We start from the raw sequence: 11,046 nt of genomic DNA, 5'->3' as shown, positions 1-11,046 counted from the left end.
GTATAATATAGTACAAGTCACTAGTTTTTATGAACAGAATGGCGAAAAATCGAAAATCGAAAGGAAATATGGTAATGGAGAAAAAATACCAGAAGCATGAGTATTCAACAGCGAAATTTAATGAATTATATTTCTACGATAAGAATGATTTAGGTGCGACTTATAGCAAAAACCATACACAGTTTAAGGTTTGGGCTCCATCGGCAGACAAGGTTGCAGTTAAACTTTATGAAGAAGGCCTTGGAGATAACTTCATTAAGAAGATATCCATGTATAAAGGGGTTGCAGGGACATGGGAATTGATTGTAGAAGAAGACTTGAATGAAGTTTATTATACATATGAAGTTACCATTAAGGATATCGTGAATGAAACGATTGATCCATATGCAAAAGCAGCGGGTGCCAATGGGATACGAGGTATGATTCTTGATTTAAATCGAACAAATCCAAAGGGCTGGAATGAAGACATAAAGCCAGAGTTTAAGGAAGATACAGATGCTATTATCTATGAGCTTCATGTAAGAGATCTTTCTATGAATCAAGATTCAGGAATTGAGAATAAGGGTAAATTCTTAGGTGTTGCAGAAGTAGGTACAGTAAGCACGAGTGGGTTAACTACAGGATTGGATCATATGAAAGAACTTGGTGTAACGCATGTTCATCTATTGCCTGTATTTGATTATCATACTGTAGATGAGACACAATTACACACACCACAATTTAATTGGGGGTATGATCCAAAGAATTATAATTTACCAGAAGGTTCTTACTCTACGGACCCTTTCCATGGAGAAGTTCGTATTAAAGAATTCAAGCAAATGGTAAAGGCACTTCATGATAATGGATTACGTGTAATTATGGATGTTGTATATAATCATACCTTTGCAAATGAAGATTCTAGTTTTCATAAGTTGGTTCCTGAATATTATCATCGTGTAGTAAATGGAAAGTTCAGTGATGGTTCAGCTTGTGGCAATGAAACAGCCTCGGAGCGTTCTATGGTTAGAAAGTTTATTGTGGATTCCGTTGTTTATTGGGCTAAAGAATACCATATTGATGGATTCCGATTTGACTTAATGGCACTTCATGATATTGATACTATGAATGCTGTAAGAGAGGCTGTTAACAAGATTGACCCTAGTATCTTACTATATGGTGAAGGTTGGACGGGATCTGCCTCTGTATTACCAAAAGAGAAACAAGCTTTGAAGGCGCACACATATCAGATGAACCGTGTAGGTGCGTTTAGTGATGATATGCGAGATGCAATTAAAGGTAGTGTATTTGAAGGGGAAGATACAGGATTTGTTAGTGGAAAAGAAGGGTTGGAAGAAGCAATCAAATTTGGTGTAGTAGCATCGACAAGCCATCCTCAAGTGAAAGAATTCGTAGCATGGACACATAACCCAGGCCAATGTATTAACTATACCTCTGTCCATGATAATTTTACACTATGGGATAAACTTGCTATGTCATGCAAAGATGCTACAGAAGAACAACGCATTCGTATGAATAAATTATCAGCGGCGATTGTACTTACATCTCAAGGTGTTCCTTTGTTCCAAGCTGGAGAAGAAATCTTACGTAGTAAGCCTGTAGAAGGAGAAGAAGGTATGTATGATCATAACAGCTATATATCTTCTGATAATGTAAATGCAATTCGTTGGAGTAACAAGAAGAAATATTATTCTGTCTATGAATATTATCGTGGACTTATTGCATTTCGTAAGGAGCATCCGGCACTACGCATGAGAACGGAAGCGGATATTGCCAAACACCTTGTATTCCTTGAAGATCTTCCAGAACAAGTAGTAGCTTATAAGATTAAGGGAAATCTAGAAAGTGAAGAAGCAAAAGAAATCTTAGTTATTTTCAATGCATCTAATAAGAAAGTTAAGATACCATTAGATAAGGGCACATGGAAGGTATATGTGAATGCTGATTATGCAGGAACAACAGTATTATCAACAGTAGATAAGGATACGGTTGTTGTGGATGAAGTCTCCGCAATGGTTTTAGTACTATAAATACAAGAAAAAAGACAATCCTCACACAGTTTGTATGAGAATTGTCTTTTTTCTTGTATTTATAAGTTAAAAACTTATAAGTTCAATTAAACTATTGAACGTTAACTGCTTGCATTCCACGGTTGCCTTCTTCTAAATCGAAAGTAACTGCTTGACCTTCTTCTAATGTTTTGAATCCGTCACCAGCGATTCCTGAAAAATGTACGAATACATCGTCTCCACCTTCAGCATTAGTGATGAAACCAAATCCTTTTTGTGAGTTGAACCATTTAACTGTACCTTTATTCATTGAAAGATACCTCCTAAAATAAATATTATTGTAGCATGAGCGAACTCTATTATGAATTCAATACAAAGGAATGTGCTACTCATCGCTTTGATATTTTAGGTGAAAATTAAAAACACATGTTTGTGTAAATCATCAAGAATTTAATGACTTACAAAAACATGTGAATCATAACCTCATATAAAATACAATCTCAGTATAGTGCAAATTGATGAGTTAGTCAAGCTAAATTAATTAATATTTGTATTTTTGTACAAACAAATTACCTTATAATTCTACAAAGGTTAGTTTTTATTGCATTCCTAAAAAAGGCTTTTAATAAATCTCATATAATGATATAATGAGAAAATGAGCAAAGTAACTTATTAGGGACTATGTCCTTCGAAAAAAATAGTTACAAAATGGAAAGCTGGGAGTTAAGATGAATAGAAAAAGTAAACTTACTGCGATGATCAAATCATACTTCCGATGGCCAGTCTGGTTGACACTATTATTGATAACAATGAACATTAGCATATATTTTATTGATAAGCATGCTGCTATTATGATGGGGATATATGTCTTAGTGTATATCATCGTAGCAATAATTTTATATCGTTCCAAACGTGTTGCCATATTTGGAGAAATTGTACGGTTTGCTGCTGATTACGGACAAGTACAAAAGCAGTTACTTAAGGAATTATCTCTTCCGTATGCTATTTTAGATATAGATGGACATCTTCTATGGGGAAATGATGAATTTCTTGACATAATCGTGAACGAACGTGCAGCAAGAAGATCAATTATGAATATATTCCCTGAATTAACAAAAGACAATTTACCTCATGTTGATAAAGATACGGTCCTACATTTAGAATTTCAAAATCGGAATTATCGTCTTGTTCTACGTAGAACAATTGCAAAATCTTTTAATGAAGGCGAAGATGAGTATGATGAAAATTATGAAAAGAGCAATTTAGATAATTCATTGATTGCTTTGTATATGTATGATGAAACAGAAATCAATTCTTATATTAAAGAAAATCAAGAGCAAAGAATGATTATTGGTTTGCTCTACATTGATAACTACGAAGAGGCTCTTGAATCAATTGATGAGGTTCGTCGCTCATTATTAATTGCGCTTGTTGATCGTAAGATAAATAAGTATATGCAGAATATAGATGCTATTGTTAAGAAACTTGAGAAGGATAAATATATATTTATTTTCAAATATAAATATCTAAATCAACTTCAAAGCACTAAGTTCTCTATATTAGAAGAAGTTCGTGGTATTAATATTGGTAACGACATGGCTGTTACATTAAGTATGGGTCTTGGTGTGAATGCAGATACGTATATGACTGGATATGATTACGCCAGAGCAGCTATTGACCTTGCATTAGGTAGAGGTGGAGATCAGGCAGTTGTCAAAGAAGGCGAGAAGCTTCTATACTATGGTGGAAAAAGCATACAAGTAGAGAAGAATACAAGGGTGAAAGCAAGAGTGAAAGCCCATGCTCTTAAAGAACTTGTGGAGGCAAAAGATAAAGTTGTTATTATGGGGCATTCTATTGGTGATGTAGATTCTTTCGGTGCAGCAATCGGTATATATCGTATCGCTAAGACTCTTAATAAACGTGCACACATTATTATTAATCAGATTACAACTTCTGTACGACCATTAATGGATCGTTTTCTAGATAATCCTGATTATGAAAGTGATATGTTTCTAACAAGTTCTCAAGCAATGGAGATTGTTGATAATAATACATTATTGGTTATTGTTGATGTAAATAGGCCAAACTATACAGAGTGTGTAGAAGTACTATCTTTAACAAAAACTATAGTTATTCTTGACCATCATAGACAAACGGGTGAAGCTGTTGAAAATGCAGTATTATCTTATATTGAGCCTTATGCTTCAAGTACCTGTGAGATGGTAGCAGAGATATTGCAATATATTGGTGAAGGACTACGTTTAAGACAAACGGAAGCAGATGCAATGTATGCAGGTATTATGATTGATACGAATAATTTCTTATCCAAAACAGGTGTGCGTACTTTCGAAGCAGCTGCATTCTTAAAACGAAGCGGTGCAGATGTTACGAAAATCCGTAAGGCATTCCGATGTGACATGATGGAATATAAGGTACAGGCAGAGTCTGTTAGTAATGTTGAGGTATTTCTTGATCATTATGCAATTACAGAATGTGTTGGACATGGTGTAGAGAGCCCAACTATTATAGGGGCTAAGGTAGCCAATGAATTATTGAATATTACCAATGTAAAAGCATCCTTTGTATTAACAGAATTTAAAGGAAAGATATATATAAGCGCAAGATCAATTGATGAGGTGAATGTCCAGGTTGTTATGGAGAAAATAGGCGGCGGCGGTCACATGAGTATTGCGGGCGCCCAAATAATTGGTAGTACAATGGATGAGGCTATTAATCTTGTGAAAGAGACATTGATGAAGATGCAACAGGAAGGAGAATTATAAATGGAAGTTATTTTATTACAAGATGTTAAAACTTTAGGTAAAAAGGGAGATAAAGTTAAAGTAAACGACGGTTATGCAAGAAACTTTATCTTACCTAAGAAATTAGGAGTAGAAGCAACTGCCAAGAATATAAATGATTTAAAACTTCAAAAAGCAAATGAAGAAAAAATCGCAAAGGAAATTCTTGAACAAGCTCAAGCATTTGCAAAGGAATTAGAAGAAAAAGTGGTTGTTCTTAAAATTAAACTTGGAAAAGATGGTAGAACATTCGGATCTATTTCAACTAAGGAAATATCAATTGCTGCAAAAGAACAATTAGGATATGATATCGATAAAAAGAAATTACAATTAGCAGAGCCTATTAAGAATATGGGAACATTCCATGTACCAGTTAAGTTACATCAAAAAGTAACAGGTGAATTAACAGTAAAAGTAACTGAGCAGTAGGTAGTCTTAATATGTTTAGATAGGAGAAGGTCATGGATGAGTCATTAATTAAGAGAGTACCTCCACATAGTATAGAGGCGGAACAATCCGTAGTCGGATCTATGATCATGGACAAGGATGCAATAACAACTGCATCAGAAATTATATCATCTGAAGACTTTTATCAGCATCAGTATGGGTTGTTATTTGATGCTATGGTTGAACTTTTTAATGAAGGGAAGCCTGTAGACTTAATTACACTTCAAGAGAAGATGAAAGAGAAGGAATTACCTTCTGAATTAAGTAGTATCGACTTCATACGAGATCTTATGTCCGCTGTTCCAACTTCAGCAAACGTAAAGTATTATGCGAATATCGTAAGAGAAAAAGCAACGCTAAGGCGTTTGATTAAAGTAACCGAAGGTATCACCAATGAGTGCTATCTAAATCGTGAAAAACTAGAAGTTATTCTTGAGGAAACAGAAAAACAAGTATTTGATGTTGTGCAGAATAAGTCTTCTGGAGATTTTGTAAGTATTAAAGATATCGTTATTAAGTCATTAGAAAGTATAGAATCCGCTGCGAAGAACAAAGGTAGTGTAACTGGTATTGCTACGGGATTCTATGACCTTGATTATAAAACAGCAGGGTTGCAACCATCGGACCTTATACTAGTTGCAGCTAGACCTTCTATGGGTAAGACAGCTTTTGTATTGAATATCGCTGAATATGTGGCGGTTAAATCCCATATTACAACAGCTATATTCTCTCTGGAAATGTCAAAGGACCAGTTGGTTAAGCGTATTATCTCAATGAACTCTAAAGTGGATTCCCAGGCCATTCGTAGTGGTGAATTACAGGATGACGATTGGGTAAAACTTGTTGAGAGTGCTAGAGCCGTCGGTAATTCTAACTTAATCATTGATGATACACCAGGTATTTCAATTGGTGAGTTACGTTCCAAGTGTCGTAAATTTAAGTTAGAACATAATTTAGGGCTTATTATTATCGATTACCTTCAGCTGATGTCTGGTGGTAAGAAATCAGAATCAAGACAACAAGAAATCTCTGAGATTTCCCGTTCGTTAAAGGCTTTGGCAAGAGAAGTCAATGCACCAGTAATTGCATTATCTCAGTTAAGCCGTGCAGTTGAGCAAAGACCTGATAAACGTCCTATGCTATCGGACCTTCGTGAATCTGGAGCGATCGAGCAGGATGCCGATGTTGTAATGTTCATCTACCGTGATGATTACTATAACCGTGATTCTGAAGATGCGGGTGTATCAGAGATTATTATTGGTAAGCAAAGAAATGGTCCTACTGGGACAGTAAAACTTGCATGGTTATCACAGTACACCAAGTTTGCGAACTTAGAGAGACAATAGGTTGTAATTACGAAAAATCCAAGAAATCCAAGCATTGTGTCAGACGATAGAAGTTGCACAAGAAGTCGGAAGTTATCTGTCGATAACTTCTTTTTTTATTTAGGATTATAATATTGCGATATCAAGACACTATGATATAATGTAAATATATGGTAACTGTTAGTGGATGGATAGTAAATATATGGTTACCAGCTCGTATAACAGTTTGTAGTACAAGCTTTGTGGCTGGAATGTCACAAAATATATGCGAATTATCAAAAAAACAGAGGAGGATTATTAATGGGTGAGATTCGTTATATTATATCCGATGCATCAAAGAAGATAGATGTGGAACCACATGCATTACGATACTGGGAAGAAGAGCTAGGGCTTGATATACCTAGAAATGAGATGGGGCATCGGTATTATAGAGAGGAAGATGTTAAGATACTTAAGAATGTAAAGATATTAAAGGAGCAGGGATTTCAGTTAAGAGCAATTAAGATGATTCTGCCTAATATACATAAAATTGAAACACTAGACGCAAAGAGTATGCTACTATTAAGAAACGAATTGAATGAACGAGTATTTGAATTAGAAACTAGACAAGAACTAAAAGAATTACAAGCAGCAAAACATAAAATGGAAAAACAAATTGGGAATGACGGCAGTAATTTAATTCATTTGAATGAGATACGAGGAGAACACATGAATATGAAAGTAGAGGAAAGTGCCAAGGGATCAGAGGAAAAGGAACAGATGAATGAGAAAACAACAGAGCTTTGCTCTGCGGAAATAGAGAGAGAAGAAACATCATTAGATAGCATTAATAAAATGAATGAAGGAATGGTACATCGAGAGGATAAGATGGTTCAGTTTAAGAGCATTATGAGTGAGTTGATTACAAATGCTCTTCGTGAGAATACGAATGAGTTGTCTAATAATATCGGTAAAGTAGTGTCCCTTAATATGGCAAAAGAACTGGATTATCAACTAAGAGAAAAAGAACAAAGAGAGGAGGAACGATATAAGCAATTAGATGAGACAATTCGTGCATTCCAAAGAGGAAGGGCGGAAATAGCTGCGACTCAAGCAGAAGGAGGTAAGAAGAAGAATATATTCAAAAGGAAAGAATGTTCAGAATAAATACATAAAAACTATTTATTGCTAAAAAAACCCCCGCGATTAATCGTGGGGGTTTTTGAATATGTGTAAATATTCTTAAGCTTGAGAAATTGCGCCTACTGGACAGGCAGCTTCGCAAGCACCGCAATCGATACATACATCAGGATTGATATCGTATTGACTTGCTCCTTCAGAGATTGCATCTACTGGACATTCAGCTGCACAAGTTCCACAGCTTACACAAACATCACTAATTACATGTGCCATAGTATTATCCTCCTTTACGTTATACTAGTATAATTGTAATATAAATAGGCTTATTTTACAAGTCAATTATATACAAAATATATAAATAGAATGTTGTATTTTTTGATAAATCTGTATAAATTTAAACTTATATCCTAAGCTCATTATCAATTTTAATATATATTAACTAGAAATACATGCTAAGATGATGCTAAAATTATTATGACTAAATTAGAATGGAGTACATACCTTTATATATTTGTATATACGTCAATTCCACTCGTTTCAAAAATAGCTTTTGCTTCATTAATAAGATCAAGAGACGGTTCCTTTGTTTCTTTCAGCGCATAAGTATACCCAAGCTCTTCCCACTTATATTCACCCATCTTGTGGAAAGGAAGTAATTCAATACGGGAAACATTAGGATAATCCTTAAGATGGGTAGCCAGCTTCGTAATAGATTCCATGTTATCTGTTAAACCAGGAACTAGCACATAACGTATCCATGTCTCAATGTTTTTTTCTCGTATATAATTTAAGAATTCAAGTGTTTTATCAAGCGCTACACCAGTAACCGTTTTGTAAACCTTAGGATCAAAGTTTTTTACATCTAATAATACAATATCTGTATATTCTAAAACTTCTTTTACTTTATCATTAAAGATAAAACCAGATGTATCTAATGCTGTGGAGATATCATTCTTTTTACATAATTCAAAAGATTCTTTTACAAAGTCTGCTTGGAGTAATGGTTCACCACCAGTAAAAGTAGTTCCTCCACCTGAAAACTTCATATAGGATTTATATTTCATAATTTCATGAACAAGCTCCGCTGGAGTATATTCGGTACCTTTTTTTGTGTCCCATGTATCTGGGTTATGACAATATTGACATCGTAAAGGGCAACCTTGTAGAAAAGTAACAAATCGGATTCCTGGGCCATCAACTGTGCCGCAAGTTTCGATGGAATGTATTTTACCAATAGTCATTGTGCGATCCTCCTAAGAATCAAAGATTAATTTGCATATCAAAGATACCTTATTGATAGCAGTGAATGAAGGTATTTTTGATATAGAAATTAGTTTACTAAAGGGAGGCTGTAACAATCCATTTCATTGAATTTCTTGTTACAGTACCTCCCGTTAAATTAAATCGTTACTGCAATAAAACGAATTAGTTACTTTCGTGGAAAGTACGGCTAATTACATCTAATTGTTGTTCTCTTGTTAATTTAATGAAGTTAACAGCATAACCTGATACACGAACTGTTAATTGAGGATATTTCTCAGGATGATCCATAGCATCAAGTAAAGTTTCTCTATCGAATACGTTAACGTTGATGTGGTGACCGCCATCATGGAAGTATCCATCAAGTAAGCTATATAAGTGGTTTTCACGAGAATCTTCATCTTTACCAAGTGCGTTTGGTACAATTGAGAATGTATATGAAATACCATCTTGTGCATCTTTGTAAGGTAATTTAGCAACAGAAGCCATAGATGCGATAGCACCATGTGTATCTCTACCATGCATTGGGTTAGCACCAGGAGCTAAAGGTACTCCAGCTTTACGTCCATCAGGAGTGCTTCCTGTTTTCTTACCATAAACAACGTTAGAAGTGATAGTAAGGATAGAAAGTGTAGGAACAGCTTTTCTGTAAGTTTTTTGCTTACGGATTTTGTTCATAAATAATTCTACCATGTGAATTGCGATGCTATCTACTCTGTCATCGTTGTTACCGTATTTAGGGTAATCTCCCTCGATTTCATAATCAATTACCAAACCTGACTCATCTCTGATTGGCTTAACTTTAGCATACTTGATTGCTGATAATGAATCAGCTACTACAGAAAGACCAGCAATACCAGTAGCTTCTGTTCTTAAGATTTCAAGGTCATGAAGGGCCATTTGTAATCTTTCGTAGTTGTATTTATCATGCATGTAGTGAATTACGTTTAATGTATTAATATATAATTCAGCTAGCCATTCAAGAATTTGATCGTATTTAGCCATTACTTCATCATAGTCTAAGTATTCTGAAGTAATAGGAGCGAATAATGGAGCAATTTGTTCCCCAGTTTTTTCATCTCTACCACCGTTGATTGTGTATAATAATGCTTTAGCAAGGTTTGCTCTAGCACCAAAGAATTGCATTTGTTTACCAATTCTCATTGCAGATACACAACAAGCGATTCCATAGTCATCTCCCCAATAGTTTCTCATTAAATCATCATTTTCATATTGGATTGAACTTGTAGTTATAGAGATCTTAGAACAGAACTTCTTAAATCCTTCTGGAAGAGAAGTTGACCAAAGAACTGTTAAGTTTGGTTCTGGAGCTGGCCCTAAGTTAACTAATGTGTTAAGTGTACGGAAGCTGTTCTTAGTTACTAAAGTTCTACCATCAGTACCCATACCGCCGATTGATTCAGTAACCCATGTAGGATCTCCAGAGAATAAATCGTTATATGATGGTGTACGTAAGAAACGAACCATACGTAATTTCATTACAAAGTGATCCATGATTTCTTGTGCTAGTTCTTCTGTTAATGTACCGTTCTTAAGATCTCTTTCTACATAGATATCTAAGAATGTAGATACACGACCAAGTGACATTGCCGCACCATCTTGTTCTTTAACAGCTGCTAAGTATGCGAAGTAAGTCCATTGAGTAGCTTCAACAGCATTCTCAGCCGGTTTTGTTAAGTCAAATCCATAACTTTGACCCATAGCGATTAATTGTTTTAAAGCTTTGATTTGTTCAGAAATCTCTTCACGAAGTCTGATGTCTGGAGATTCTAGACAATTGATTTCAAGACGTTTCTTTTGTTCTAATTTCTCAGCGATTAATCGCTCCACACCGTATAATGCAACTCTTCTGTAGTCACCGATGATACGTCCGCGTCCGTAAGCATCTGGAAGACCTGTAATGATAGCAGAGTGTCTAGCTTTTTTCATATCTTCTGTATAAGCATCAAATACACCATCATTATGTGTTTTTCGGTTGCTTGTGTAGATGCTTTCTGTTTGTTTATCTAATTCGTATCCGTAAGATCCTAGAGCGGTTTAAACCATACGAACACCGCCGTTTGG

Annotated in this window: 8 protein-coding genes and 1 pseudogene; 5 read left to right on the top strand and 4 right to left on the bottom strand. The window is 35.1% G+C overall.

The features are described from left to right. Positions 1-74: 74 nt before the first annotated feature. Positions 75-2,027: a type I pullulanase gene (gene pulA, locus ACW2QF_RS13915; protein WP_455716609.1), complete on the top strand. Its 1,953-nt coding sequence runs from the start codon at positions 75-77 to the stop codon at positions 2,025-2,027. Positions 2,028-2,118: 91 nt separating this feature from the next. On the opposite strand, the gene ACW2QF_RS13910 is transcribed toward pulA, so the two are convergent. After that, on the bottom strand, positions 2,119-2,316 hold the full coding sequence (locus tag ACW2QF_RS13910; RefSeq protein WP_455716608.1) for a cold-shock protein: 198 nt from the start codon (positions 2,314-2,316) through the stop codon (positions 2,119-2,121). Between the two features lie 418 nt (positions 2,317-2,734). On the opposite strand from ACW2QF_RS13910, the gene ACW2QF_RS13905 reads away from it, so the two are divergent. The 4 genes from ACW2QF_RS13905 (at position 2,735) to ACW2QF_RS13890 (ending at position 7,728) form a co-directional block, all read left to right on the top strand. After that, positions 2,735-4,792: a DHH family phosphoesterase gene (locus ACW2QF_RS13905; RefSeq protein WP_455716607.1), complete on the top strand. Its 2,058-nt coding sequence runs from the start codon at positions 2,735-2,737 to the stop codon at positions 4,790-4,792. Continuing rightward, positions 4,793-5,239, top strand: coding sequence for a 50S ribosomal protein L9 (rplI, locus tag ACW2QF_RS13900; RefSeq protein WP_455716606.1), 447 nt, complete (start codon positions 4,793-4,795; stop codon positions 5,237-5,239). A gap of 32 nt (positions 5,240-5,271) precedes the next feature. Then, positions 5,272-6,603, top strand: a complete 1,332-nt coding sequence (gene dnaB / locus ACW2QF_RS13895; protein WP_455716605.1) for a replicative DNA helicase — start codon at positions 5,272-5,274, stop codon at positions 6,601-6,603. 279 nt (positions 6,604-6,882) lie between these two features. Beyond that, positions 6,883-7,728, top strand: coding sequence for a MerR family transcriptional regulator (locus tag ACW2QF_RS13890; protein WP_455716604.1), 846 nt, complete (start codon positions 6,883-6,885; stop codon positions 7,726-7,728). Between the two features lie 75 nt (positions 7,729-7,803). Here ACW2QF_RS13890 and ACW2QF_RS13885 read toward each other — a convergent pair whose 3' ends face one another. The 3 genes and pseudogenes from ACW2QF_RS13885 to pflB form a co-directional block, all read right to left on the bottom strand. Further along, positions 7,804-7,974, bottom strand: a complete 171-nt coding sequence (locus tag ACW2QF_RS13885) for a DUF362 domain-containing protein (protein WP_455716603.1) — start codon at positions 7,972-7,974, stop codon at positions 7,804-7,806. 230 nt (positions 7,975-8,204) lie between these two features. Continuing rightward, positions 8,205-8,942, bottom strand: a complete 738-nt coding sequence (pflA, locus tag ACW2QF_RS13880; RefSeq protein WP_455716602.1) for a pyruvate formate-lyase-activating protein — start codon at positions 8,940-8,942, stop codon at positions 8,205-8,207. Between the two features lie 184 nt (positions 8,943-9,126). Then, positions 9,127-11,046, bottom strand: a pseudogene (gene pflB / locus ACW2QF_RS13875) (formate C-acetyltransferase); the annotation flags it as partial.

The sequence above is a fragment of the Anaerosporobacter sp. genome (assembly GCF_965301125.1).
The sequence above is the reverse complement of the archived record's forward strand: the minus strand, read 5'-3'. Positions and strand labels throughout refer to the sequence as shown.